The 23,635-nt window shown below is 40.5% G+C and carries 27 protein-coding genes and 2 tRNA genes; 19 read left to right on the top strand and 10 right to left on the bottom strand.

Translation table 11 applies throughout. From position 1 onward, the window contains the following. The first annotated feature begins 219 nt into the window (after positions 1–219). Together RM347_RS32690 and RM347_RS32685 are read left to right on the top strand one after the other, a co-directional pair. Complete coding sequence (locus RM347_RS32690) at positions 220–1,017, top strand: dienelactone hydrolase family protein (RefSeq protein WP_322716033.1); 798 nt, start codon at positions 220–222, stop codon at positions 1,015–1,017. 347 nt (positions 1,018–1,364) lie between these two features. Further along, positions 1,365–1,736, top strand: coding sequence for a hypothetical protein (locus RM347_RS32685; RefSeq protein WP_322716034.1), 372 nt, complete (start codon positions 1,365–1,367; stop codon positions 1,734–1,736). A 304-nt stretch (positions 1,737–2,040) separates the two neighbouring features. Here the strand turns inward: RM347_RS32685 and RM347_RS32680 are convergent, their stop codons facing one another. Continuing rightward, positions 2,041–2,688, bottom strand: a complete 648-nt coding sequence (locus tag RM347_RS32680) for a class I SAM-dependent methyltransferase (RefSeq protein WP_322716035.1) — start codon at positions 2,686–2,688, stop codon at positions 2,041–2,043. A gap of 124 nt (positions 2,689–2,812) precedes the next feature. After that, positions 2,813–5,014: a sensor histidine kinase gene (locus tag RM347_RS32675; protein ID WP_322716036.1), complete on the bottom strand. Its 2,202-nt coding sequence runs from the start codon at positions 5,012–5,014 to the stop codon at positions 2,813–2,815. Between the two features lie 391 nt (positions 5,015–5,405). Between RM347_RS32675 and RM347_RS32670 the strand changes: the two genes are divergently transcribed. Then, positions 5,406–6,599: a calcium-binding protein gene (locus RM347_RS32670; protein ID WP_322716037.1), complete on the top strand. Its 1,194-nt coding sequence runs from the start codon at positions 5,406–5,408 to the stop codon at positions 6,597–6,599. Positions 6,600–7,053: 454 nt separating this feature from the next. Beyond that, complete coding sequence (locus RM347_RS32665; protein WP_322716038.1) at positions 7,054–7,938, top strand: glycoside hydrolase family 75 protein; 885 nt, start codon at positions 7,054–7,056, stop codon at positions 7,936–7,938. A gap of 320 nt (positions 7,939–8,258) precedes the next feature. Here the strand turns inward: RM347_RS32665 and RM347_RS32660 are convergent, their stop codons facing one another. Further along, entirely contained in the window at positions 8,259–8,684 is a 426-nt protein-coding gene (locus RM347_RS32660) for a hypothetical protein (protein ID WP_322716039.1), read from the bottom strand. A 602-nt stretch (positions 8,685–9,286) separates the two neighbouring features. Between RM347_RS32660 and RM347_RS32655 the strand changes: the two genes are divergently transcribed. Continuing rightward, positions 9,287–10,162, top strand: coding sequence for a restriction endonuclease (locus RM347_RS32655; RefSeq protein WP_322716040.1), 876 nt, complete (start codon positions 9,287–9,289; stop codon positions 10,160–10,162). A gap of 171 nt (positions 10,163–10,333) precedes the next feature. Next, the gene (locus RM347_RS32650; RefSeq protein WP_322716041.1) at positions 10,334–10,720 is read left to right on the top strand and encodes a hypothetical protein; all 387 of its coding nucleotides are present in this window, start codon (positions 10,334–10,336) and stop codon (positions 10,718–10,720) included. 200 nt (positions 10,721–10,920) lie between these two features. Here RM347_RS32650 and RM347_RS32645 read toward each other — a convergent pair whose 3' ends face one another. Further along, a complete protein-coding gene (locus tag RM347_RS32645) occupies positions 10,921–11,601 on the bottom strand; it encodes a TraX family protein (protein ID WP_428850658.1) in 681 nt (226 codons plus the stop codon). Positions 11,602–11,940: 339 nt separating this feature from the next. Here RM347_RS32645 and RM347_RS32640 point away from each other — a divergent pair, with 339 nt between their 5' ends. The 5 genes from RM347_RS32640 to RM347_RS32620 all read left to right on the top strand — a co-directional run bounded on the left by RM347_RS32640 (position 11,941) and on the right by RM347_RS32620 (position 15,562). After that, positions 11,941–12,519, top strand: a complete 579-nt coding sequence (locus RM347_RS32640) for a hypothetical protein (RefSeq protein WP_322716043.1) — start codon at positions 11,941–11,943, stop codon at positions 12,517–12,519. A 160-nt stretch (positions 12,520–12,679) separates the two neighbouring features. Beyond that, a tRNA-Met gene (locus RM347_RS32635) sits at positions 12,680–12,755 on the top strand. Next, positions 12,755–12,829 (top strand) — tRNA-Met (locus tag RM347_RS32630). Before RM347_RS32635 ends, RM347_RS32630 begins: the two co-directional genes overlap by 1 nt. Before the next feature lie 624 nt (positions 12,830–13,453). Further along, positions 13,454–14,980: a slipin family protein gene (locus tag RM347_RS32625; RefSeq protein WP_322716057.1), complete on the top strand. Its 1,527-nt coding sequence runs from the start codon at positions 13,454–13,456 to the stop codon at positions 14,978–14,980. A 330-nt stretch (positions 14,981–15,310) separates the two neighbouring features. Next, positions 15,311–15,562: a hypothetical protein gene (locus RM347_RS32620; protein ID WP_416211865.1), complete on the top strand. Its 252-nt coding sequence runs from the start codon at positions 15,311–15,313 to the stop codon at positions 15,560–15,562. Positions 15,563–15,803: 241 nt separating this feature from the next. Here the strand turns inward: RM347_RS32620 and RM347_RS32615 are convergent, their stop codons facing one another. Continuing rightward, entirely contained in the window at positions 15,804–16,019 is a 216-nt protein-coding gene (locus RM347_RS32615) for a hypothetical protein (protein WP_322716045.1), read from the bottom strand. 27 nt (positions 16,020–16,046) lie between these two features. On the opposite strand from RM347_RS32615, the gene RM347_RS32610 reads away from it, so the two are divergent. The 3 genes from RM347_RS32610 to RM347_RS32600 are packed head-to-tail and all read left to right on the top strand — an operon-like array spanning position 16,047 to position 16,742. Then, positions 16,047–16,199, top strand: coding sequence for a hypothetical protein (locus tag RM347_RS32610; protein WP_322716046.1), 153 nt, complete (start codon positions 16,047–16,049; stop codon positions 16,197–16,199). A gap of 11 nt (positions 16,200–16,210) precedes the next feature. Next, entirely contained in the window at positions 16,211–16,549 is a 339-nt protein-coding gene (locus RM347_RS32605; RefSeq protein WP_322716047.1) for a hypothetical protein, read from the top strand. Further along, positions 16,536–16,742 carry a hypothetical protein gene (locus RM347_RS32600; RefSeq protein WP_322716048.1) on the top strand — a complete coding sequence of 69 codons (207 nt, stop codon included), beginning with the start codon at positions 16,536–16,538 and terminating at the stop codon, positions 16,740–16,742. Before RM347_RS32605 ends, RM347_RS32600 begins: the two co-directional genes overlap by 14 nt. Before the next feature lie 100 nt (positions 16,743–16,842). Here RM347_RS32600 and RM347_RS32595 read toward each other — a convergent pair whose 3' ends face one another. The 3 genes from RM347_RS32595 to RM347_RS32585 are packed head-to-tail and all read right to left on the bottom strand — an operon-like array spanning position 16,843 to position 17,669. Next, positions 16,843–17,064 carry a hypothetical protein gene (locus RM347_RS32595; RefSeq protein ID WP_322716049.1) on the bottom strand — a complete coding sequence of 74 codons (222 nt, stop codon included), beginning with the start codon at positions 17,062–17,064 and terminating at the stop codon, positions 16,843–16,845. Between the two features lie 24 nt (positions 17,065–17,088). Then, positions 17,089–17,421 carry a DUF5615 family PIN-like protein gene (locus tag RM347_RS32590; protein ID WP_322716050.1) on the bottom strand — a complete coding sequence of 111 codons (333 nt, stop codon included), beginning with the start codon at positions 17,419–17,421 and terminating at the stop codon, positions 17,089–17,091. Further along, on the bottom strand, positions 17,418–17,669 hold the full coding sequence (locus tag RM347_RS32585; protein ID WP_194041277.1) for a DUF433 domain-containing protein: 252 nt from the start codon (positions 17,667–17,669) through the stop codon (positions 17,418–17,420). The genes RM347_RS32590 and RM347_RS32585 overlap by 4 nt, the downstream gene beginning before the upstream one ends. Positions 17,670–18,060: 391 nt before the next feature. On the opposite strand from RM347_RS32585, the gene RM347_RS32580 reads away from it, so the two are divergent. The 4 genes from RM347_RS32580 to RM347_RS32565 all read left to right on the top strand — a co-directional run bounded on the left by RM347_RS32580 (position 18,061) and on the right by RM347_RS32565 (position 21,846). Continuing rightward, positions 18,061–18,240: a hypothetical protein gene (locus RM347_RS32580; protein ID WP_322716052.1), complete on the top strand. Its 180-nt coding sequence runs from the start codon at positions 18,061–18,063 to the stop codon at positions 18,238–18,240. 213 nt (positions 18,241–18,453) lie between these two features. Beyond that, positions 18,454–19,017 (top strand): hypothetical protein, encoded by a 564-nt coding sequence (locus RM347_RS32575; RefSeq protein ID WP_322716053.1) that lies wholly within the window; start codon positions 18,454–18,456, stop codon positions 19,015–19,017. A gap of 482 nt (positions 19,018–19,499) precedes the next feature. Then, positions 19,500–20,918 (top strand): site-specific integrase, encoded by a 1,419-nt coding sequence (locus RM347_RS32570; protein WP_322716054.1) that lies wholly within the window; start codon positions 19,500–19,502, stop codon positions 20,916–20,918. 76 nt (positions 20,919–20,994) lie between these two features. After that, positions 20,995–21,846 carry a toll/interleukin-1 receptor domain-containing protein gene (locus RM347_RS32565; protein WP_322716055.1) on the top strand — a complete coding sequence of 284 codons (852 nt, stop codon included), beginning with the start codon at positions 20,995–20,997 and terminating at the stop codon, positions 21,844–21,846. Between the two features lie 60 nt (positions 21,847–21,906). On the opposite strand, the gene RM347_RS32560 is transcribed toward RM347_RS32565, so the two are convergent. Continuing rightward, entirely contained in the window at positions 21,907–22,413 is a 507-nt protein-coding gene (locus tag RM347_RS32560) for an REP-associated tyrosine transposase (RefSeq protein WP_428850659.1), read from the bottom strand. On the opposite strand from RM347_RS32560, the gene RM347_RS32555 reads away from it, so the two are divergent. Continuing rightward, positions 22,333–22,668: a hypothetical protein gene (locus RM347_RS32555; protein ID WP_322716059.1), complete on the top strand. Its 336-nt coding sequence runs from the start codon at positions 22,333–22,335 to the stop codon at positions 22,666–22,668. The two genes, RM347_RS32560 and RM347_RS32555, sit on opposite strands and share 81 nt — an antisense overlap. Before the next feature lie 104 nt (positions 22,669–22,772). Here the strand turns inward: RM347_RS32555 and RM347_RS32550 are convergent, their stop codons facing one another. Continuing rightward, positions 22,773–23,312 (bottom strand): DUF2267 domain-containing protein, encoded by a 540-nt coding sequence (locus RM347_RS32550; RefSeq protein ID WP_322716056.1) that lies wholly within the window; start codon positions 23,310–23,312, stop codon positions 22,773–22,775. Positions 23,313–23,635: the final 323 nt, after the last annotated feature.

Genomic DNA, 23,635 nt, shown 5'->3' with positions numbered 1-23,635 from the left:
CCTTCGGACGGTGCGTTAGCCAGAGGCATAACGCACCCTACGTATATTTCAAAAATCAAATATGAGTCCTATAGCAGCAAAGTCATGCTTGAAGGTCAGTGATTTCTCTTCATTGAGCAGAGCAATACTCCTGGTGTTTCCGTCCATCATAGACATCGGCCATTGGCGTCAAAAAACAGTCAGAATAGATAAATTGGTATAAAATCAGCCGAAACAAAGATGGTAGAAACAACAAACATCGAAATTAACACTACAAAAGTCAAAGTACCTAACAATGACTTAGAAATCGATGCTTACTTAGCTCAACCAGCACATAAGGGAACCTTTGGCGCGGTTATAGTTTTTCCAGAAATTTTTGGAATCAATAGTAATATTCGAGATATCACTGAACTAATTGCAAAACAAGGTTATGTAGCAATAGCCCCCGCGATGTATCAACGTCTTGCTCCCGGTTTTGAGGCTGATTTTAGCCCTGAAGATATTGGGTTTAGTCCAGAAAGCTATCGGCTGGGGTTGGAATACTATCAACAAGTAAAGTATCAAGATATCTTAAGTGATATTCAAGCTGCGATCGCTTACCTCAAAACTTTACCCAATGTCAAAGATGATGCAATTGGTGTAATTGGTTTTTGTTTTGGCGGTCATGTTGCTTATATAGCTGCAACTTTCCCTGATATCAAAGCAACAGCTTCCTTTTACGGTGGTGGGATTACCACTTCTAGTTATGGTGAAGAAACTCCAACGATTAATCGCACCTCAGAAATTAAAGGTACTATTTATGCATTTTTTGGTACAAGAGATTCATTAGTTTCCCAGGAAGAAAACGAGCAAATTGAAGCAGAATTAAAGAAACATCAAATAAATCATCGTGTATTTCGATATGATGCAGGACATGGATTCTTTGCCGGATTTTTCAAAGACCAGTACCCATTTATGGAACAACACCCAAGCTACAATCCTGAAGCTGCTCCTGATGCTTGGCAACATGTTCTAGAACTGTTTCAAAATCACTTGTAAAACCTAAAAATTCAGGAGTCATAATTCAGAATTATTATAAAATTAAGGATGCTATAGCTTTTTAATTATTAAGCTTTGGTTTCAAAATATTCTTAATTTTGTCTTCTGAATTGTTTCTTTAAAACTAAATGATATAAATTGTGGTGTCTTGTCGCCAAGTGCAACACACCACAGTTTCAGAGATAATTCGTAAAGAAAATCTAAAAGTAACTGAATCTGAGTTTACTCAGGATCTAGACTAAATCAGTGTATTTATATAGTTTTTGCTGCCATAATAGTTCATAAATTTAATAAAAATTATATGATTAATAGAGGTTTTCAAAAATTCTAAATAAGGAGATTTATAAATGGTTGATTCTCTGATTATATTGTTTATCTTGTTACTAACTATTCCCTTTATTATTGCTCAGATTATGCCTAACATAAAGTGGCTAATAGCTTATGCTGTTTTTTTTGGAACCTTAGCTATTTGGCTGTATTATGAACATATAACAACGCCAACCTATCGCCAAGGAAATGGTTTCTCCTACGCGTTTGGAATAGCAGGTGCTTGTTTATTTGATACATCAATAATTGTAGGAATTATTAATAGAGCTATCGTGTTATATTTTAAGTCAATAGGTTATACAATCAACATCTGGTTTATAGTTAGCTTAGTTTTCCTTGATCCGATGCTTATTGTACTTATTTTGCCTGCATTGTTTAGAGCTTATTCATAAAGTAAATATTAAGTAGAGTATGTTACGGCTATGGAAGGATTTGAGAGTTTGAGAAAGTCAGAATTAGCCGTAACACACTAGATATGTTGGTGCGTTAAGCGTTGCTATAACGCACCCTACAGTTTAAGGTTTAGTTTATAAATCACCTCTTAAACATGCGATCGCAGTAATACCAATTTTCTGCGAAGTTGCACATTATTTTGGCCCCTCCCAACCTCCCTTTAATAAGGGGAGGTGTCGCAGGCGGTGGGGTTCTTTCTATGCGTCTTCATCTGGAAATGGTATGAGCACGATATTATTGCTTTTAAGTTTTGGAATTTTTCAGCAGTAATTGACAACCACATAAAAACGGGTTTGGATTTTCTGTGCGATCGTCCACAAGCACCTCAATGGGAAGTTTACTGTTGTAAATCAGTTCGTCATAATTCATCAATGCATCCCACTTGATCTTGCCAGTCGGGAAGCCTAGCTGTGAAGTAGCATCAGATATTAACTCTTGCCATTTCTGAATTTCTGGCTCTTGGGATTTACAGTAATCGAGAATGGCAATAAATGCACCAGGCTTAGTAACTCGTAGGATCTCCTCAAGAGCGCGGACTGGATCTTCAACGACACAGAGGGTAAATCCCGATGCTGCTGCATCAAAGCTATTATCAGGAAAATCAAGATTGCACATATCCGCTACTTTGAAAGTGATGTCTGCGGATACGCGCTTTTTACGTGCTTCATCCATCATCTTCTCAGAAAGATCAACACCGACGACACTTACCCCTTCAGGATAGGCTGAAAGATTAAGACCTGTTCCTACCGCAGCATCTAGGACGGTTTGCCCTGGTTTCAGCTGCAAAGAAGCGATTAGGGGTTCGCGCTCGATGTGCCAGTAACGCTTCATGATTGCGTCATAATCTACCGCGCCCCGATCGTAGGTTTCAATCACCTGATTTATCTGCATAGGTTTCTTAACAAATAGGACTACTGATTTTAACTATCTGTTTAACTGTATAATGTGTTAGCGCTCAAACCACGTGTATTTTACTACTAGCTAAATAAGTTGACAATTGCAAATCAGTATCAAGTTAAACCACTCCATGAACTTTTAGCCGCAGAGGAATCTGAATAATAAACTCGGTTCCTTGTCCAGAAGTTGAGAAGCACTCCAGTTTACCGCCATGTTTTTCTGTGACGATTTGGTAGCTGATGGACATCCCCATTCCGGTTCCTTTGCCAATGGGTTTGGTGGTGAAGAAGGGATCGAATATTCGTTGCTGAATTTCTTTGGAAATACCGACTCCGTTATCAGCGATCGCCACTTCTAACCACGTTGAATTAAGCACAGATGTACGAATCTTAATTCGACTGGGATTGTCTTGGATCTCTTGATAGGTACGCTTGGCATTATTTTCTTCTAACGCATCAATTGCATTCACTAAAATATTCATAAACACCTGGTTAAGTTGTCCGGCATAGCATTCTACTAGGGGTACAGCGCCGTAGTCTTTGCTGACCTCAATTTCTGGTTGTTCTGATTTCGCTTTCAGGCGGTGTTGCAAAATCATCAAGGTACTGTCGATACCCTCATGAATATCGACCCTTTTGAATTCCGCTTCGTCGATGCGGGAGAAGTTCCGCAGCGACAGTACAATCTGGCGAATGCGATCGGTGCCCACTTTCATGGAAGACAACATTTTCGGCAAGTCTTCCTGCAAAAACTCCAGATCCATGTCTTCGGCAGCAGTTTGAATTTCAGGAACAAGGTTAGAATTATGCTGCTGATACAACTGCAAAATTGCTAATAAATCTTGGGTATATTCCTGCACATGGACGAGGTTGCCATGAATAAAGTTGACTGGATTATTAATTTCGTGTGCGACTCCAGCAACTAGTTGTCCCAGACTAGACATTTTTTCACTTTGAATAACTTGAGATTGAGTGCGTTGCAACTCCCCTAATGCATTTTTGAGTTCAGTGGTGCGTTCTTCTACCCGGTATTCTAGTTCTTCTTTGCTTTTTTCTAAGGCAGTAAACGATTCGTGCACTTGCCCTGCCATGTGGTTGAAAGAGTTGGAAAGGGTATTAAGTTCTCGAATGCCGCTAGTTTCGACTGTCTGATCTAAATTGCCGGATGCCATTGCCTTACTTGCCCGATTCAGGCGCAGAATCGGGCGTACAATCCAATGGGAGGTAAACACACCCATCACCGAGGCAATAACCAATGCGCCAAAACAAAGTGCGATCGTAGTGTGCGTATTAGCATTAATTTGCGCCATGAATGCATTTTCTGGCACACTCACTACCATCAACCAATTCAAACCATACTTGTCACGCCAAGGTGCAACATCGACAAAATACCGTTTTCCTTGCACCTCAAGTTGAAAATCTGTGTCTTGGGTGATGGAATTAAACCCGTTGGAGGTTTGTAAGTGTCTGGCAATGTTCTGGATTATTGGGTCAGAACTGTTGATCGCCCGCAATCTCTCAGCCTTTTGATTAATGAAGGTAAAGGGCTTTTCTGTGCCGGAAGTGGCGATTAATGTGCCATCCCGTTCTAAAAGGAACACCCGCCCAGACTGACTGATATTCAAGCTGCGTAAAAAATCGCCCAGTTTCAACAGATGAATATCGGAGGCAATCATTCCTAGTAAGCGATTTTGCGAATCATAGATTGGACGACTGCTAGAGGCGACGATGTAGGGACCTGTGGGAAAAATTCCAATCAGAATCTTTGCCCAAATGGGTTTATTGGCGGCTATGGGTTGGGTATACCAAGGTTCGCTAGAATTTTCCCAATTCCACCGAGCATTTACCTTAGTTTGATTGCCTCGATCGTCAGTAGCATAAGTGTAGACATTGTTAGGAGGTTTGGCAGTCCAATCATCAATGGTGATAGTTTTGCCATCATAACGAGCTGCACCCACCCCTTCACCCGTCGTTAGCCCGATACCAATATAAGTTAGGTCAGAGGTGTGCATTTGATCCCAGAAATATTTGCCAAGGGTTTTGCGATCGCGCACATCCAATATTCCCCTGCGGATGGCATCTGCGTTAATCTGATTAAGCGTTTGCGGAATGGAAAGATAAGACTTCAAATGTTCATCCACTACCTCGCTGGTGCGATCTATTAACTGTTCTGCTAAGTGGTTAACTGCTCTTTGTCCATTTTTAAAGGACAAATAACCTACTAAGCTGACCGCTCCAAAAATTTGGATAAGGAAGGGAACAACAAGAACAATCTGTAATGGGAACGCTTTACCTTCTTTGCTGAGATAGTGAGTTTTCATTGCTGGAAGCTGGAAGTTGTGCTAACTTGATTTGCTTCTATAGTTCCCAATATGCTCACATACTCACCTTTGTTTAAATTTTTTCTCAAGTCAACGGGTAAATATTTCGCTGGCTCAGTTGATAGAGAGGTCAAGCACGATCAGCGATCGCAGTTAAAATCTCAATTGGCATCAATCACATATGTGTGTCCCTACCCGATAATTTGATTACCTGAAAATTGCAGTCTCTATCACTTTAAATATCTTAAAAGATATTTGTAAAGTCTAATTTAGAATTTGCAAAAATATTTTTTTTAGATTCACCGGATTCTATTGAGTTTTTCAGAATAATAGCTCATCTACATCATTTTTTGTCTTCGCTGAACTAGATTGAGCTATAAAGGAAAGGTTTATGACAACACAATTTTTTCGCGGTATTAATTATACAGAACAAGTCATTTCAGGTAATGATAAAAAAGTTTTAGGTACTGCCAATCCAGATTGGTTGATTGTAGAAGGCAACAACAATGTTGTGAACACCGGAAATGGCAATGATGTTGTCTTGCTAGGGAGAAAGCTAGATTTAATCTTTAATTTTGATACTAGCATTTTTAGCGGTCAGGTCTTGCAAACTAGTCCGCTGCCTTGTAATTCAAATGGAATTGATGCGATTGTTCGTACTGGAACAGGAGATGATTATGTCAGTTTAGGATCAGGCAATTACACAATTTATTTGGGCAGTGGAAACAACTTTTTAGACGATTACGGTGGAAAATATCTATTCGATACTAATGGTAATATTATTGGCTTAGAGCCAATTTCAACATTGGTTGCCTCAGCAGGTTCAGGCGACGATATTTTCTATTTAAGTGGATTTTCTAACCGAACCATTAATGCGGGTAAAGGCAACAACTTAATTTTGCTGGGAAGTGGAGACGCAAACATCAATACAGGCTCAGGAAGTGACGTTATTAGCAGTGAAGTTTCGATATTGACTTATATTTTTGACACAAAATTGCCATCCTATAACCAAACTATAAAAGCTGGAGATGGTGATAATCAGATTGCTGTTGTTCCCTATGGCGAAACCACAATTCAAACCGGCAGAGGCAATGATTTTATTCTTGCTGCTGGAATCTCTAACTCAAGTTCTGCAAAGATTTTTGCAGGTAATGGCAACAATACAATTGTTACAACTGATACTAGCAGTTCTATTAGGTCTGGCTCCGGTGATGACTTAATTTTTGCTGGTTCAGGTGATGACACCATCTATGGGGGAAATGGGAATGATGTAATCAATCTGCGGGGAGAAACGGTTTCTCTTCCGAATCCTTTAAGTACAGATACAAACCTGTTTGGTTTATCTATTGAGGTAACAGGTGGGGGGAATGATACAGTCTACTTGGGTCAAGAGAAAGATACAGACACAGTAATTTTGGGAAGCAGTGGGTTTGCTGCCATCTATGGCTTTGGTTGCAACGATCGCTTAAATGTCAGCGGCTTAAATGCCAGCTTCAGCCAGATAGGAAAAGATACGCTAATTAGTTCATGTGGTGGTTCTTTGGGAATTCTCAAAGGATATACAGGTTCAGTAAATTTGGTCTAATAGTTGGGGACGCGATCGCCTAGCTGCATAGAATCTTTCAGGACTCTAAATCCCCCTAACCTTTGAGAAATAAAGGGTTGGGGGTTTTTTATCCGTAAGTCTTCTGTAAGGTATTAATACATGCGATCGCGTTTGTTTTTAAAATACCCATATTGACGTGATACGTTGTAATTTATACTATTAACAAAGTTGGCGTAGCCCTCTTTTGCAGAGAAAACAGAAACACTATGGCAAAGCGTAAGAAAAGCAATCTTCAGTGGATTCAAGAAACGCTTGTATTAAAAGCTAACCTTTGCTTATAGTAGGGTTACTTATCTGTGACCTAATGGCTGATGTAGGTTTCCCTGATTAAAAAATAGATATTAGCAATAGCATAAGCACAGTCCATCGCAGACATCACTAAATTTGTTTTTTTATAGTTTCATGAGTTAAATTTTTAAATTTGGAGGAAATTATGCAGCAATTTAAAGTAATATCAGATAGCTTGAATATACGTTCAGCACCTATTGTAGACGATACCAACCATCTAGCAGTTCTTCCAAAATCACATATTTTATCTAAAATCGAAAATTCAGATGATGACAAGTGGTGGAAGGTTACAACTATTTTCAAAGGAAAAACTTTAGAAGGTTTTGTAGCTCATAAATTTCTTAGTCCAGTCACAATCTTTGCTAACAAAACCATTATTGATATTGGTGGAATTCCTATTCGCCAAGCAGATGGAGAATCTGTATTTTTCTATGAAGCAGGTATGAGCATTAATGCTGATGGTGCTCCTAATGCTTATCACCCAGCAGATACAGGGATTGATTTTTTGGAAAATGCTGGGCATTCAGGTAACTGGTGGGCACTAGCTGTAGATAAAAAGGGCAATCCGTTTATTCAGGGCAGTAGCGATCCATATCCTGGATACTATATTTCTACAACTGCATTATTCGACTCAGGATTTGTCAACCAAGATCCACGTCGGTATGTTGATTCAACAAAGATCCCATATATTGTTCTTCCGGGAAATGATAATTTTAGAAAGGTTACAGGCGTTAAATTAGGAGATTTTGCAGTTGCTTACAACATTAATAATGAAAAACTCGCTTTTGCAATCCATGCTGATATTGGGCCTAAGAACCAGATAGGCGAGGGTTCAATAGCTCTGTCTCAAGCTCTTGGAAACGATCCATTGGTGCGTTCAAGAGTTAGGAAAGGAATTCCCAAAGACATCGTTTATGTTATTTTCCCAGGTTCTGGGAATGGACAGCCAAGAAAAACTTCAGAGATAGAAGCTGAAACTAAACGGCTCTTTGAAATATGGGGTGGGGTAGAACGGATAAAGTCTCTATAAAAGTGGACTTTATGCAAATTTAGAAATTATTTATAAAGTAAATCTTAAGTAGGGTGTGTTACGGCTTTAGCCTAACGCACCGTGTTACATGGGAGTGCGTTAGACGCTTTGATGACATTTTTTGTGACAAACATCTGGAAATATGCGCTTAACACAGCTTATGGTAATTTTATTTTGAGTTTATAAATTACCTCTTTGTGCGATCGCGCCTAAGAATTTGGTTGCAGTAGAGACGTAGCATTGCTACGTCTCTACATTCTTTTTCGGAGAGCGATTGCAATCATTTGGGCTTGACAAAATTTTGAGTACTAGCGCACATCTTAACTTGTCGCTACCGTTTTCTTTCCATTTTTGCTCTCCAGACTGGCAACGAATGACGGTTGCTCATCACTGGGAGTTGGCGACTCGCCTCGCAGTCCCTTACGACGCTGGTTTTTAGGAACTCCTCCCGCCATACCGTACTCTACACTGCTTTTGCCATATCGAGTCCCAACTGCCATGAGCATGTGCTCTGTCATATCTCCCAACTCGTCTTCTGTTTCCAGCATTTCCCGATACAACTTATCCAAGCTAGAAAGGGCACTGTTATATGCATTTTCTCTAGTTCGCATCGTTTCGATCAGGGTTGAGAAGGCAGGTAAAGTGAGTCCATTGCCTAAATCTAACCTCGGATCAATTGAGTTTATGCTGGCCGCACGGCGCACTGCTCTTTCTAACACTACGGAAGTTCTTTTTCTCCGAGCCATGATCTACACCTTGTAATACAGTACGGTTAATATTCTTTACCTTAAAAAATTTACGTATAGATCAGCCTGAGAGAATTCCTGCAAATCTGCAATGGTTTTTGCTACACAGAGAAAATTACAGTAGATTGCGCGAACTACTTAAATGAGAAAGCAAACTGGAGTTTGAGAAAGTAAAAGCTCCTTTTGCTTGCGGAAAACACCAAAATGAGAAAGCAAACTGGGGTTTGAGAAAGTAAAAGCTGTTTTTGCTTGCGGAAAACACCAAAATGAGAAAGCAAACTGGGGTTTGAGAAAGTAAAAGCTGCTTTTGCTTACGGAAAACACCGAAATGAGAAAGCAAAAGCTCCTTTTGAGAAAGTAAAAGCTCCTTTTGCTAACTAAATTCGACTTTATCCATATTTCTGTGCTGCAATGGCTAGTTTTGCTCGTTGTGATGGTAGTGCGATCGCAAAGCATAATGCTTAAATACAGCTTGTATTATGTCTAAATGTGTGTATTAGATAGAAAAATTCCGGATAACTATCTCAAATAGGGTAATTATACGGAAATTTTCCGTCTAATAAATAGTTAGACTTTCAAATAGTTTATATATAAATGTCTATATGAATAGTACGGAATACGAACTATTTGTTCAAGATATACAGCAGATTTTGCTGAAAGCACAAGCTTTAGAAACCATCAGAGTTGATCACAATATAAAGCTTAAAGGGGTCAGTGGCCAAGAACACCAGATTGATGTTTATTGGGAGTATCGTATTGCCGGAGTTACTCACCGCGTCGCACTAGAATGCAAGCTTCATAAAACAAAAGTTGATCTAGGTGTTGTTAGAGATTTTTGGGGTGTTTTAGATGACATACCTGGTTTACGCGGAGTTATTATCTCACCAGTTGACTTTACATCAGGTGCAAAAACATATGCTACTAGCAAAGGTATTGGGCTTAAAGTTTTTAGAGAAGCTAAAGATGCTGACTACAAAGGACGATTAAGGGCTATTCACATCAATGTAACTGTAAGGTTTCCTTTAAATCCTAGGCTGCAAATGAATCTTGATGAAAGCTGGCTTGCATCAAATTTAACTCCTCAACGACAAGAATTTATCCGGAGAATAGAATCCACATCAGAGATTGAAACTGAAGGAGTAATTATTGAGGATAGAGATAGCAGAGAAACAATTTTACTTTCTAGGCTTTTAGCTTATTTGCCAGTTCTCGAATTAGAGGATATTTCAGGTACTCACACTTGGAAAAAGACTTTTATAAACGGTTATTGGGTTTATCAGTCAAGTCAGTTGGAGCTTAAGTTATCAAGTGTAAAGGTTGATTATGAAGTCAGAGAAGCAACTCAGCAGATTGTTATAGATGGTGGTGACATTGCCAATACTTTAGTTCAAGATGCATTGGAGGGAACCCTTCTTTTTGTGAATGAGCAAGGTAGGGTTACTGGAGATATTGAATTGGAGGGAATTCATTATTACTAGTCAGTATCAACGCACCCCTCCTGTAGCTACTAGCTACCCAAACCAAGAATGGTATAAAAGAAAACAGTTAAAGGTTGTTATCATATCCTTGAAACTGCTTAATACTCAGTTTTAACAGCGAATCCTAAAAGTGATCAATTTGCTCTCAATATTGGATGTAGAGGTTAGGTAATGAAGAAAGACAATAAAATAAAATTTAAGGGCGACAAAGAAGGATACTGTAATATTTGTGGGAAGTATTCTCAACTCACGCGTGATCATATTCCTCCTCAAGGCTGTGTAAAACCAACACTCGTCGAGTTAAGAACACTATCACAATATATCTCGGAATCAAGTAAAAATCTAAAGGTTTCTCAAAGCGGACTTAACATACTTTCTATTTGTGGAAACTGTAATAATAATTTGCTTGGCACAGAATATGATCCAGAATTGATTGAGGTGTCCAAAAAAGTGGCTGGCATGGTGAGGATTCAGCGAGAACTAGGACTATCTTTACCAACCCAGAAGTTCCTGGTGAGGGCAGATATATTATGTACCATGATGACTCAACCTTTTTAGCACAACCGAAAAAAACAAAAGGATTTGGCTAACATAATTTCACTATTTTAGTTTTTTAGCTTCAAGTATAATCGCATCCCTCCTGTAACGTGCGTTGCGCGCCGTGACAAAACACCCTGCTACTGGCAATTTGATACGATTAGCAAAGTGAGCGATCGCCTACGCCCTAAATTAAGCGATCGCTTATCAAAGCGTAAATCTTACCTGGACTGTATTAAATAATTGATTATACCTAAAATTATTAAATGAGCCGGGTAGAACACATAAAACCATCTAGCTCGTGAACCTTGTCTACCATTGAATTGAAAAACAATGAATCCTGCAAAAACTGCCCAAATTTGAAATATATAATTCATAGATAGAATTACTAAAATCAAATGCAAAATGCACCAGTAGAGCAACCATACCCCGGCCTTCAGTTTGTCTATTAAAGACATCAATAAAATTACTCCAATCCCATATCCTCCATACTCAAAGCCCAAGCCTTCGGAAACTGCTGCACACAATCCAATAATTATTAATTGCTGCCATAATTGCGGAAAAAGCTTTACTAAGCGCAACATCACAAGTCCAAGAAGAAGCGTGAAGAGAATATTAGGTGAGAACCTCTGGAAAACAAATGTATAGATTGGCTGAGATATAATTGCTGTAATTAATAGCCTGCTTCCATAGCGGTACACATTTTGGGTGTGTTTTTCGCCTTTAGCCAGAAGCCATGCAAAGAGGGGAAAGCTCAATCGTCCAATAAAGTGCAATATTAATAAGTCTGGCATTAGCAAATAGCACACATGATCCATAACCATGAACACTGCTGCTAAGATTTTAATGGTGAAAGCTGAAACTTTAATCATAACGCTGAGTTTTACCGTCAAAATTGCCAAATAGGTTTTTAATGATCGCTTGCCGGTTCAAAAAAATATCCTGAGTGAAATCCTCCGCTTCTTGGGGGTTGCCCAAACCTTCAACGCCAGTCCGCCACTGAAGGAGAATGTTAGCTTGCCGGCTTGACTGTGGCTCCCCAACCTACCCATAGATTCATAAAGCCGATGCATGAAAATTAAGATTTATAATTTTTATTTGGTAAAAGTAATACAAGAGCGCTAATAAATACTAGCAATTTGATAACATTAACAAAGTTGATGATTGTCTACGATCCAAATTAGGCGATGTCTACGACGGGCTAACGCCTATGCCCTCTTCAGCAGATTGGCAAAAACACTATGGCAAAGCGTAAGAAAAGCAATCTCCAGTGGATTAAAGAAACGCTTGAACTAAAACCTGACCATCGCTGGGAATCTCCATCAGGCTACAAAATATTTGTAGGAGATCGAGGCGCTGTCCGCTTGAATGTTCCCCAAGATTGGGTTTTGGAGCCACAAGAAAAATCTTTCAAGTTCCTCGATAAAAAACCGCCCAACGATGATTGCTGCCTGGAAGTGTCTTTCAATCGCCTGCCACCCAATGACTGGAGCCAGTTTCCGCTCAAATCCACTTTGAAGAAAGTCCTGGAAGACGACAGCCGCAATATCATTGCCAAGGGAGAAATTTTTACCGTCAAGCGCCAAACCGCCAGAATTGTGTGGACAGAGATGAAGTTTATTGATACTCAAGAAGAACCACGGGAAGCTTTTTCACGGACTTGCATTGGTTTGGGATCAAATGTTCAGTGCTTGATTACATTCGATTATTGGGCAGATCAAGCAGAACAATTAATACCTGTTTGGGATGAAGCGATGCGTAGCCTCACGCTAGGGTTGTATATTCGTGACCCCATGACTGGTCTAGCTTTCCCAGACTGAGCTACAACAAGAAATCGTGAGCATCTATCAATCCAATATGCTAAATTTGGAGCGGGATAGTAACAAAGTTACAAAGCTATGGTTTAGGTTCTATATGCCTAACTGGTGCGCCAAGCTTTTGCATAAGCGTATACCGCGGAGTCCTTTAAACTATACCATTGTTTGATTAGCTCAGTTGGTAGAGCGATCGACTCATAATCGATGGGTCACAGGTTCGACCCCTGTATCAAACCCCAGGAAGTTAGCTCACTGGTAGAGCAATCGACTCATAATCGATGTGTTGTAGGTTCGATTCCTATACTTTCACCCAAAACCCTGTCCGGGTTAAAAGACAATACCCTTCCAAGGTAGCCAATATGGTACGAATCTTAACAGATTCGAGACCCCTTATTTTCCAAACTCTGCGGTGTAAGTGTTTTGCTGTCGGTCATCACTCGTAAGGGTGATGTTCGGTAGCCACAGTCAAGGAGTAAGCGCAACTGCATTTCTCCCTAACTTGAGTATGTTCCTTCCTTTCCACATCTAGTTTTCCTTCAGGATTCTAGGTTGGCAAACGAACGGCATATTTGAGCGCGGTTCTTTTTTCTAGATTGCCATTGAGCAGTTTGGGAAAAGTAACAGCAATCTTAATCCAGCTTTGGAGAAGCTTTTGCCCACACCTGAACTGTAAACACTTGCACTGGCAGAGTTAAAAAATATTTTGTAGTATTATAGTAGTACAAATAGCTAGAATAAATCCTTTAGCCTTTTTCCACAAGGTTGCAAACTCCAATAACTCCAATACTTAAGCTGTAAGAAAATAGGTGGTATTTGAGTTCAAGGAAGGTTATAAATGTCTTAATCAAATCTTCTTAGCTAGTTGCGATCGCTACGCCCGCCGCAAGCATTGCATAGCTTATCTAAAATATCGCGCAAATTATCTATGCAAATTACTATGTGGGAAACATTTTATATCAAACCTAATGAAATCGGCATCTTATATCACCGCAGTGACTTTAAGAAAATCTTGCAGCCCGGTACACATACTTATTTTGGTCGGCATTGGCAAGTAAAAATTTATAACCTCAACCAGCCACAAGCTGAGATTGAAAACCTAGAACTGTTGTTGCGAAATCACGAAGCAGAACTACAACAACATTTATTGATTATCAGAACCGCATTCAACCAAGCTGCTTTAGTCCGCTGCGGTCAGAATTGGGTAAGCGTTGCACCAAATCAATTGATTGCTTTTTGGCGTGGTTTTATTGAGGTAGAGTCTCATCTGTTCAACTTGGAAGAAAGCTGGGAATTGCCTAGTCCCTTTGTGCAGCAATTGCGCTCAGTTACGTTGAATGGACTGAAGAAGTTCCAAATCTCAGAGTATGAGATTGGTTTACTATATCTGCAAAATAATTTTGTGCGACCTCTCGAACCAGGAGAGTATGCTTTTTGGTCAGTAGATAGGGATGTTACAGTCCGAACTCTCAGCCGGATTATCCCTAACCCAGATTTTCCTCTCGAAGATGTACTCATTGAAAAACATCCCGACTTTATTGCTGCCTATTGTGAAGCAGTGCAATTACTGGCTTCGCAAGTTGCAATTGTGCGATATCGAGGGAAAGTGATTTCTATTTTGCCGCCCACCAGCCGCAAGTTGTTTTGGCAGGGTGTTGCAGTGGAAATTCTCGACATCAGCGCTGATGCTCAGTTACAGTCTACCTTAGTGGCTGAGTTGGTTGAGGGTTCAACAGAAGTTAAATTGCTCAGTCGCAACTGTTTGCATATTTGCCAAGTTCCCACCCAGCACGTTGGACTAGTATACATTAATCAAGAATTTCAAGGGCAGCGATCGCCAGGGGTACATGCTTGGTGGTTATTTGGCCGCTCTTTTCAAACCGAAACCATTGATCTGCGACTACAAAATATGGAGGTATCTGGTCAAGACATCCTCTCTAAAGATAAAGTACCTCTGCGGTTGAATTTAACGGCTGGCTTCCGCATCCAAGACCCATTGAGGGCAAAAAGCGGGTTGTCAGATATTTCCGGCTTCTTGTACAAAGAATTACAGTTTGCTTTGCGTGGTGCAGTCGGCGAACGCAACTTAGATGCCTTATTAGAAGATAAAGGTGCAATTGATAGAAGTATCTCTGAATACATTCGTCAGAAAGCCGCAGACTATGGAATTGAAGTGGATTCTGTAGGTGTCAAAGACATTATTTTACCTGGTGAAATTAAGACTATCTTGAGTAAAGTAGTCGAGGCAGAAAAAGCCGCTCAAGCAAATGTAGTCAGACGTAGAGAAGAAACTGCTGCTACCCGCAGTATGCTAAACACTGCCAAAGTGATGGAGGATAACCCCGTCGCATTACGTCTAAAGGAACTCGAAGTATTAGAGCGCATTGCCGAGAAGATCGATCGGATTCAAGTTAACGGTAGTTTGGATAGTATTTTGACAGACTTGATTCGGATGAATCCGCAGTGATTTGGTCATTAAAGATTAAGAGTTGGTTTAGGTCACGCGTATTAAGGAATAAAAATTTTTGCGATCGCTTGTGACTCCTCTGTGAGCAAATTTGGATTCTGGGTAGTGCTGTCGAAAATTAGTCAATTATATTACTTTGGGAGCAATTGCTTTGAAAACAATATCAAGTACAGAACGCCGAAAGTGACAGAAGTTTATTGAACTTTATCGAGCCTTGTGGTTTTGATGCTATTGAAAGAACAATTTAAGACCCAACCATGAGAGTTCGCGACAAATTGCTGAAATAAAAGGGCAGGCGATTGAAGCAAAGACTAATTAAATTCCGGCATTTTGAACTCGGGCACTTGGAACTGCGGCATTTTAAACTCGGGTATTTGGAACTCGGGCATTTGGAACTCGGGCATTTGGAACTGCGGCATTTGGAACTGCGGCGCTGGAGCTAAGAATGCTCCTCCAGTCACCCATTTCATCTCTGCATCAGAGAGTTCTTCCATTTCAACTTGGTTGAAACTTAGCTGTGCATTGTTTTTTATTTTTGCCATGAATCTCCTTCTAGGGTTAAAAAACACAATACATCAATAATATATCTCGAATCGCGTCGGTAGCTGGTCTTCCTGTTTTTGCACAGTAGCATTACAGGAGGTGGGTTCATAGGTGAGTTTCCAATCAAGCTGCTTGATAATGCATGTTCAGAATATGTTATTTTATGAACGCATTCGCCATTTAGAGCGACGTGTACGATGGGGTAGTTCTTGTGCATCTCACACACAATCTCTAAATATAGAGTAGCGTGTTGTCGAGTTGGGGCGATCGCTCCAAGGGGCTACTTTTTGTGCATCTCACATAAAATCTCTAAATATATGTAGCGTGTTGTCGAGTTGGGGCGATCGCAGAACAGTCCGTCATTGCGATCGCTACAAGGGGCTAGTTCTTGTGTATCCCACAGACAATCTCTAAATATAGAGTGGCGTGTTGTTGAGTTGGGGCGATCGCTTAGGTGGTTAATTAAAGACGATAATATTATTGGAGTATCAGGCATTGGCAAAGATGGTCAAGCCGTTCATTTATGTCACTCCTTACCGCAATGAAGCCAAAAGTTTACATTGAAACCTCTATTCCCAGTTTTTATTACGAGGCACGTACTGAACCTGATATGGTGGCGCGGCGGGACTGGACACGGGAATGGTGGAGCCATGCAAGTGACAACTATGTGCTGTAACTAGTCTTGCAGTGCTGGATGAACTCAATCGAGGTAACTTTCCTGGAAAGAGCGAGGCAATAAAACTAATTAGTGGCTTGTTATTTGTCCCGATTGAATCTGTGGTTGCTGAAATCGTTGAAGTGTATATTCAGCAACAACTGATGCCCAAAGATCCACTTGGAGATGCACTACATCTTGCCCTAGCTTCCTATCATAAATGTGATTTTCTCTTAACTTGGAATTGTCGTCACTTGGCAAATGCCAATAAGTTTGGGCATATCCGACGGCTGAACGTTATGCTGGGGTTATACGTTCCAACGCTAGTTACGCCGTTAGAGTTGATAGGAGCGCAAAATGACGAAGAATGATGAGGCAATTAGCCAAATACGTAAAATTCGCCATATTATATCTTTAGAGAATGGACACAACCCCCAGAAGTTGGTGAATTACTATATTCAACTTCAGAAACAATATCCCCACCTTATTGAGTACAAAGAGCAACAGACAAAAGTTCTAGAATCCCCAGCACAACAAGCTATTGAAGCCGAAGGACAGAAATGATCGGTTAAGTCCGCAAAGTTCTATGCGGGGGATGATAGGGAATATCACTGCAATGTCTAGGACGGGCTATGCCTACGCACTATCTCGTAAATTAGTTTTATTAACGCGCAATCATCGGCATTTCAGCAAGAACGCAATCATCGGGATTTCGGCAAAGTACCCGGATTGTTAATAGAGGATTGGACGGTTTAATGCGTAGGCGCAGCCCGTCGTAGACATCGCCTAGTTTATTGTCGAGTGAGGGCGTAGGCGTTGGCGTAGCCTCTCGTAGAGAAGCCCGTCGTAGACATTGCACCAACGGTCTACTTCTTATGAATCTCACACACAATTCCTCAAAAAGAAAGCCTTAGTACAATTCGAGACAATGCAGACTTGGATTATTGAGTAGCTCTTGAATTACCTCTACCCCAGAACGAAGTAGAGATTCAACTTGTTTTGTTGGTGCATTTCCGCAGCGTAGCCATACAACTTTAGGTGGAGAACCGTACAAACGGCTTCTTTCGGCAAAGTCTACATCTTGAGTTACGATGCAAAAGTCATTGGTTTTAGCAAATTCCCATATTTCAGTATCAGTCTTCACTTCCAGCCCATGAAACTGAACGTGACTGGAATCAGGGAAAATATCTGCTAATTGAGTTACCAGCTTGCGACTCAAATTTTGATCAAAAAGCAGCTTCAAAGACCACCTGCCGTCCGCGTAACGTTTGGTAGAGAGGCAACTAAACGATGTTCACGGTCAGCAGCAAACTCTAGACTTGCCCTAATATCTTCTTCTGTTAATTCAGGGAAATCGTCTAATATCTCTCCATGAGACATACCAGCTGCCAACCAGCCGAGAACATCGTACACGGTGATTCGCATCCGTCTAATACAAGGCTTACCACCTCGCTTATCCGGCTCAATTGTAATAATATCGTGATAGCTCATGGTGATTATAAACTGCATAGCATCTTTCTAAGTCTAGAACAGCTTTACATCGTGCTGCAACGAGGCGATCGCAACAACAGTCTACTTCTTTTACCGCGATGTCTACGACGGGCTATTCGGCATCGCACTATCTCGTAAAGTACTTTTATTAACACGCAATCATCGGGATTTGGGCAAAGTACCCAGATTGTTAATTGAGGATTGGACGGTTTAATGCGTAGGCGCAGCCCGTCGTAGACATCGCCTAGTTTATTGCCGAGTGAGAGCGATCGCTACAACAGTCTACTTCTTTTACTGCGATCGCACTATCTCGTAAATTAGTTTTATTAACGCGCAATCATCGGGATTTTAGCAAAGTACCCGGATTGTTAATAGAGGATTGGACGGTTTAATGCGATCGCAAGCTGGTTGTCGAATAATGCGATCGCACCAACAGTCTAATTCTTTTACTGCGATCTCTACGACAGGCTATTCGGCGATCGCACTATCTCGTAAATTAGTTTTATTAACACGCAATCATCGGGATTTGGGCAAAGTACTTGGATTGTTAATTGAGGATTGGACGGTTTAATGCGATCGCCTAGTTTATTGTCGAGTGAGGGCTTAGGTGTAGCCCGTCGCAGACATCGCTACAACTGTCTACTTCTTGTGCATTTAACGGATAATCTTTAAAGTTAATTGCTATAAGTACAAAAAACTAAGTATTATAAGGGAAATTTCTGTTGTAAATAATTCTAATTTAAGTATTAAATAGAAAAATTAAAGATAGTTATACAACAAAGACATGGTAAAGTTAGTCACTGATTTCTGCCGTCAAGTTCGTGCCCGCTCCGCAGAGAATCAAGCTGCGCTGGCGATGTTATTGCAAAGCCACTTGTTGGGTATTGCAGTCGGGTTGCTTCGTCTAGAACTAGATTCACTAATCCGCGTTGCATACCTGTCCAAGCAGGGTGCTTCGTCACAGATTTCGCGGTCGTTGATGGAAGATTCAGTAAATGGTGACCAATGGACAACTGAAAAGACAAATGGCAAATTTCGCCGGATTACAGATCGGGAAATGATCGATCTTGCGCGACACCTTGGTGGCTGGGTAAATTTCATCTATTCATTCGGCTGCAAATTGATCCATCTTTCTGATATACACGACTACAAGGTCTCTGATCCATTCACAAAACTTGAGAACGCAGATCGTCTAGAGATTGTCAAGTATCTTCATGACTGCCATCAATACCCCGACCCTGATATAGACCAACCCAGATTTGAGGCGTATCTTCCCAAGGTGATGCAAAAACTGGTCGATAACGTCGCGTTCTACGTGGCTGAAATTGAATCCGCGAATACTTTATAACAACCGCGTTCGGTGCAGCGCGACCGTTAAGACAAATTTAGGTTTGACATACCCCAGATGAATTATTCTAGCTTTTGCTAATTGCACCCATTATCTTGTTCAGTGAATGTAATCGCACCATTTAATCTAAAAAATCGTCATTAAAAATAGTCTTTTATTTTACAGTTTTTCTTTGAGCAAAATGCAAGCAAAATCTAAAAACCAGACTCCATAAGAGTTATACTATCTAAAGCATCAAAACAGATTGTTCCTAAATAACCCTGCAACTTGCATTTAGGCTAGAAATAGGCTCTTTTTTCTCCCGCCGCGAAAAAACCTTGCATTGTATCAATTGTAAGAGCGATCGCTAGGTTCGGAGTAATCCTTTTTGTGGTTTAATTCTTTTCAATAGCCTAATGTTTGCAGTAAACAGTGTCTGTTCTAAGCATTGTTCGCTGATAACACATTTATTTTTAGGCTAAATATAGGCTAAAAACACAGCGATGCATAATCAGGGTCAAGACAAGTATCAACAAGCTTTTGCAGACTTGGAGCCAGTTTCATCTACCGATGGCAGTTTTCTTGGCTCAAGTCTGCAAGCACAGCAGCAAAAAGAACACATGAGAACGAAAGTACTACTAGAATTAGAGAAAGTTAATCTGCGTTTGAAGTCTGCAAAGGCAAAGGTGACAATTAGAGAATCGAATGGAAGTCTGCAATTACGGGCGACGTTACCAATTAAGCCGGGAGACAAGGATAGTAATGGTACTGGGAGAAAACAATACAATCTCAGCTTGAATATTCCCTCTAACTTAGATGGACTCAAAACGGCTGAGGAAGAAGCCTATGAATTAGGGAAGTTAATCGCTCGTAAAACGTTTGAATGGAATGATAAATATTTAGGTAATGAGGCAATTAAAAAAGAATTTAAAACTATAGGAGAATTACTCGAAAAATTTGAGGAAGAGTATTTTAAAACTCACAAACGCACAACTAAAAGCGAACATACTTTTTTTTATTACTTTTCCCGCACAAAGAGATTTACAAATCCCAAAGATTTAGCCACTGCTGAAAATCTGATCGGTTCAATTGAACAAATCGATAAGGAATGGGCTAAGTATAATGCAGCTAGAGCGATCGCAGCATTTTGCATGACATTTAAAATCGACATCGATTTATCTAAATATTCCAAAATGCCGGACAATAATTCCCGCAATATACCGAGCGATGTAGAAATATCTGAGGGAATTCTCAAGTTTGAAGATTACTTTAATAGTAGAGGTAATCAAGTTAACCAAAATGTTCAAGATAGTTGGCAGCTTTGGCGCTGGACGTATGGAATGTTAGCAGTTTTTGGTTTACGTCCACGGGAACTTTTTATTAATCCTGATATTGATTGGTGGTTGAGTCAAGAAAATACAGATTTTACATGGAAAGTCCATAACGATTGTAAGACTGGTGAGAGACAAGCATTACCATTACATAGGCAATGGATTGAGGATTTTGATTTGAGAAATCCTAAATATTTAGAGATGTTGAAGAGTGCGATCGCAAAAAAAGATAACACTAATCATGCTGAGATAACGGCATTAACACAGCGTGTTAGTTGGTGGTTTCGCAAAATAGGATTAGATTTTAAACCTTATGATTTACGTCATGCTTGGGCAATCCGGGCGCATATTTTGGGGATACCAATCAAAGCTGCGGCAGATAATTTAGGGCATAGCGTGCAAGTTCACACCCAAACTTATCAGCGTTGGTTTTCGCTAGATATGCGGAAGTTGGCGATTAATCAGGCTTTGAGTAAGAGGAATGAAGTTGAGTTGATTAGGGAGGAGAATGCAAACTTGAGGATGGAGAATGACAAGTTGAGATTGGAGATTAAGAAGTTGAATATGCAATTGGTTTATCAGATGAGTTAAATTTGATAAGAAAATTGATGTGGTGCGTTGTTTGTTGCAAAGCGCAATGCACCCTACTAGCTACTGGAATGCCACAATGTCAATACAAAGTAGTCAGAACAATATTGAACGGATACAGCGTGACATTTCCTCTCTACAACGCAAATTAACTGAAGAGACTAAGAATGAGGCATCTAAAAATGAGCGCATATATCAAATTAGGCAAAGCATTACCCCAACTACGAGTTTATCAACTATACAAAGTAAACAACGCGAGATCGAACGCTTAGAACGGGACATTGTTAGCATCCAGAAGAAAAAGGTTGACTTAACAAAGAATATTTCTGATAAAACTTCTGAGCTTCATCGATATCAGCAGCAACTATTCCGCGAACAGGAAAGCGAACAAAAGAAGTTAATGGATTTATTCAAGCGCAAGGAGGAACAATCAAAACTAAAACAAGAAGAATTACTTAACCAAGTGAGAATCAGCACACAAAGCACTCTTAGCCCATTCCTTTCTTCAATTGTTATCTCTAGCGTTAAGTACGATGCTTTCATATCACATGCTAGTGAAGACAAAGAGATTTTAGTTCGCCCACTTGCTGAAAAGCTTGAGGAAGCAGGATTTTCCGTATGGTATGATGAGTTTAAATTAAAGGTTGGTGATAGCCTACGGCGCTCTATCGATAAAGGACTGGCAAATTCTAGATTTGGTATTGTTGTACTTTCTCCGTCCTTCTTTGCAAAAAATTGGACACAATACGAACTAGATGGTTTAGTTGCAAAGGAGATGACAGGAGGCAAAGTAATTCTTCCTTTATGGCATAAGGTTTCCAAAGATGAAGTTATGGCTTATAGTCCAACACTGGCTGATAAAGTAGCACTTAATACTGCTATGTTCACAACTGATGAATTGGTAAAGGAACTCAGCGATGTTTTGAAATAGTGCGATCGCATCCCCAATGTAGGGTGCGTTGTCGCAAAGCGCAACGCACCATGCATGATCTCAAACATCCCAAATATCCGACGAAAGCGGAACCTGACCATCGCCACCCCAATCTAACGGGTAAATCTTTTGCTGGATAAAGCGATGAATACTCGAAAAAGTCCATTGGTGCCCGAATTCACAAAGCTGATGCCGCACAGGATTATAGTGGATGTAATCGCAATGATTAGCAAAATCAACTTCATCTCGAATTAAATGCTCCCAGAAACGGCGCTGCCATAGATTTCCTTCTTTTCGCTTTTCTCGTGAGCGAGAAATACCGACATCAAGTCCTAGCTGATGCCTATAGTATTTAGTCACAAAGCGTTTTATCAAGAGCATTCGCACCGATATATTGCTATCTCCTTCGGGCAAAGTCCATAGACTGTGAAAGTGATCCGGTAAGAGAACGAAGGCATCAATGCAAAAAGGGTAATTCTTGCGAACATGATTAAGCGCAGCGCGGAGAGCAGTGCGTCCAGTGTCGGAGCAAAGCCAGGGTTGTCGTTGGTAGGTAACTTGGGTGATGAAGTAGGTGCCACCAAGAATATGGGGTCTGCGGTAGTGAGGCATGGGCGTGAGGGAATGGCGTTTGTTTTTAGGATGCCCATAATTGATGTGGTGCGTTGCGCTGCGCGACAACACACCCTACAAGCTAAATCAAGTTTTGAACTTCTAAATCAAGTTTTGATGGCAAAAATAGTGATGAGCACGGGATGGCTGGTGGAACGCGCAAGTCAGATTATCGACGAAAAGCACGCTCGGCGGTTAACCAAACGGTGAAGCTTGCGGAGTGATTGTCTGTGAATCAGTAAACTTATTTTTTATATAAAAAGCCTGTTTGCGATCGCTACTCGCAAACAGACTTGACTTTTTTATACTTCTAATTAAGCTTGATCCCAAAGCTGACGTACATAATCAGGCAGTGCGCCAGCAATTTCCTGAATCCGCTCTTCGGAAAGTTCGTCTTTGGTAGCAGAAAATACCGCTTTAACTGCCTGTTCTGCCTCAACTGATCCTGGAACTCCTCCTTCATTAGCAACCCGCGTTAGAAATAGCTTGGAATCAATTCCAATAGGAGCCGGGCCTTTTAAAGGTTGACGGATTTTACTTAAAAATCTCACAATTGGATTGGTGTCTTTCCAGAGTTCAGCCACTTCAAACTGGAGTGCTTTTTCATCTGTAGGCACTGCCTCTGTATGCAATTCTGACTCGACGCGATCAATTGTGTCCGCGGTCATTAAGTCACGCATAACGCGATACACAACTTCGGTAAAGTCTCTTGCGTCATACAAATCTGCAAATCCGCTTTTAACCATCACCTTTTCAAGAAAGGAGTGATGTTCATCAGCGATCGCAGTTCGAGTATCTTCAATCTCGGTTGGGTCAACTTCTGGAATGTTTGTTCTAAAACTTTGATCGGGCATTGTTTTTTCTTGTGGTTATTATTTTTGAGTCTTTATGCTTACTTTATGTAAGGTCGCACAAATTAAAAACCCTTGGGATCTCCCAGAAGTTTGAGATGGCATCTATTCAAAAGTTAGAAATTCAACACATAAACTGAGATGTTTTGCATCAACACCCGCAAGTTAGTTGTGTAACGTCGCTACAACTTGCTAACTAGATGAGTGAATTGCGATCGCCTACGCATGATTCATGGTTTATGATCTGCTCATATAGGAATCCGATTTGATTTCTGAAAAAATCTAAGTATCTGTAGGGTGTGTTATCGGCGAGAGTACGGCACCAA

Origin of the sequence: Nostoc sp. ChiQUE02 (genome assembly GCF_034531305.2) — a bacterium.
In the GTDB taxonomy this organism is placed as follows: domain Bacteria; phylum Cyanobacteriota; class Cyanobacteriia; order Cyanobacteriales; family Nostocaceae; genus Nostoc.
The sequence above is the reverse complement of the archived record's forward strand: the minus strand, read 5'-3'. Positions and strand labels throughout refer to the sequence as shown.

What these genes read in the sequence shown, in the direction of transcription:
- RM347_RS32580 (WP_322716052.1), top strand. Translation starts at nt 18,061, where the DNA reads ATGCGATCGCAAGCTGGTTGTCGAATAATGCGATCGCACCAACAGTCT.
- RM347_RS32675 (WP_322716036.1), bottom strand. Translation starts at nt 5,014, where the DNA reads ATGAAAACTCACTATCTCAGCAAAGAAGGTAAAGCGTTCCCATTACAG.
- RM347_RS32640 (WP_322716043.1), top strand. Translation starts at nt 11,941, where the DNA reads ATGGCAAAGCGTAAGAAAAGCAATCTCCAGTGGATTAAAGAAACGCTT.
- RM347_RS32680 (WP_322716035.1), bottom strand. Translation starts at nt 2,688, where the DNA reads ATGCAGATAAATCAGGTGATTGAAACCTACGATCGGGGCGCGGTAGAT.
- RM347_RS32555 (WP_322716059.1), top strand. Translation starts at nt 22,333, where the DNA reads ATGATTAAGCGCAGCGCGGAGAGCAGTGCGTCCAGTGTCGGAGCAAAG.
- RM347_RS32615 (WP_322716045.1), bottom strand. Translation starts at nt 16,019, where the DNA reads ATGCCTGATACTCCAATAATATTATCGTCTTTAATTAACCACCTAAGC.
- RM347_RS32575 (WP_322716053.1), top strand. Translation starts at nt 18,454, where the DNA reads ATGGTAAAGTTAGTCACTGATTTCTGCCGTCAAGTTCGTGCCCGCTCC.
- RM347_RS32660 (WP_322716039.1), bottom strand. Translation starts at nt 8,684, where the DNA reads ATGGCTCGGAGAAAAAGAACTTCCGTAGTGTTAGAAAGAGCAGTGCGC.
- RM347_RS32585 (WP_194041277.1), bottom strand. Translation starts at nt 17,669, where the DNA reads ATGAGCTATCACGATATTATTACAATTGAGCCGGATAAGCGAGGTGGT.
- RM347_RS32610 (WP_322716046.1), top strand. Translation starts at nt 16,047, where the DNA reads ATGTCACTCCTTACCGCAATGAAGCCAAAAGTTTACATTGAAACCTCT.
- RM347_RS32665 (WP_322716038.1), top strand. Translation starts at nt 7,054, where the DNA reads ATGCAGCAATTTAAAGTAATATCAGATAGCTTGAATATACGTTCAGCA.
- RM347_RS32690 (WP_322716033.1), top strand. Translation starts at nt 220, where the DNA reads ATGGTAGAAACAACAAACATCGAAATTAACACTACAAAAGTCAAAGTA.
- RM347_RS32550 (WP_322716056.1), bottom strand. Translation starts at nt 23,312, where the DNA reads ATGCCCGATCAAAGTTTTAGAACAAACATTCCAGAAGTTGACCCAACC.
- RM347_RS32685 (WP_322716034.1), top strand. Translation starts at nt 1,365, where the DNA reads ATGGTTGATTCTCTGATTATATTGTTTATCTTGTTACTAACTATTCCC.
- RM347_RS32670 (WP_322716037.1), top strand. Translation starts at nt 5,406, where the DNA reads ATGACAACACAATTTTTTCGCGGTATTAATTATACAGAACAAGTCATT.
- RM347_RS32655 (WP_322716040.1), top strand. Translation starts at nt 9,287, where the DNA reads ATGAATAGTACGGAATACGAACTATTTGTTCAAGATATACAGCAGATT.
- RM347_RS32570 (WP_322716054.1), top strand. Translation starts at nt 19,500, where the DNA reads ATGCATAATCAGGGTCAAGACAAGTATCAACAAGCTTTTGCAGACTTG.
- RM347_RS32650 (WP_322716041.1), top strand. Translation starts at nt 10,334, where the DNA reads ATGAAGAAAGACAATAAAATAAAATTTAAGGGCGACAAAGAAGGATAC.
- RM347_RS32625 (WP_322716057.1), top strand. Translation starts at nt 13,454, where the DNA reads ATGTGGGAAACATTTTATATCAAACCTAATGAAATCGGCATCTTATAT.
- RM347_RS32600 (WP_322716048.1), top strand. Translation starts at nt 16,536, where the DNA reads ATGACGAAGAATGATGAGGCAATTAGCCAAATACGTAAAATTCGCCAT.
- RM347_RS32565 (WP_322716055.1), top strand. Translation starts at nt 20,995, where the DNA reads ATGTCAATACAAAGTAGTCAGAACAATATTGAACGGATACAGCGTGAC.